This window comes from Paenibacillus sp. E194 (genome assembly GCF_000935845.1).
GTDB lineage: Bacteria > Bacillota > Bacilli > Paenibacillales > Paenibacillaceae > Paenibacillus_B > Paenibacillus_B alvei_B.
In genome coordinates this window covers 1-618 of the sequence record NZ_JMDX01000543.1, presented here as the reverse complement: position 1 = coordinate 618, position 618 = coordinate 1, and the positions used below count along the sequence as shown (strand labels likewise).

Annotated in this window: 1 protein-coding gene; it reads right to left on the bottom strand. The window is 55.8% G+C overall.

The annotated features are described in order from the left end of the window. The coding region (locus AZ66_RS29465; RefSeq protein ID WP_044358231.1) for a condensation domain-containing protein at positions 1-618 on the bottom strand (618 nt) is incomplete at both ends.

The window sequence follows — 618 nt, the reverse complement described above, 5'->3', positions numbered from 1 at the left end:
AGATCGAAAGGTCGAATAAACTCCCGGATAAGGTCTTCCGCTCTCCTGTCTTCGACTTCCCGATAAGGCAAATCGAACGCGACCTCAGCGCTAATTCGTTGAACAGGCTCGCCGTCCACCACGTCAAACCCGGTACGCAGCACCTCGTGGCGGGCGATAAGCTCCCGGCAAGCCTGTTCTAATCGGGCAAAGTCCACGCGTCCATGGAATAACAAGGCTGCAGGCATGCTATAGCTTAGTTCTGCGCCTTCAAACTGCTGCAAAATGTACATCCGTTTCTGCGCCGAGGACACCGGGTAGTAATTCCTTGCTTCGGCCTGCGGAATGACGGCATATTCCAGCCGCTCCAGCTCAGAGATCGCCTGCGCCATCTCTTCGACTGTCGGATACAAGAACACGTTTCTTAGGGGCAGGCTCACACTCATATCCTTGTTTACTCTGCTTGCAAGCGTCATTGCTCGGAGTGAATGCCCCCCGATTTCAAAGAAGTTATCGCGGATGCCGACACGTTCCTGCCCCAGCACCTCTTGCCAGAGCTGCGCCAGTTTCGCTTCCGTCATCGTGCGCGGCGCTACATACTCCGTTCCCGTACTCAGCGTACCATCCGGCGCTGGCAGT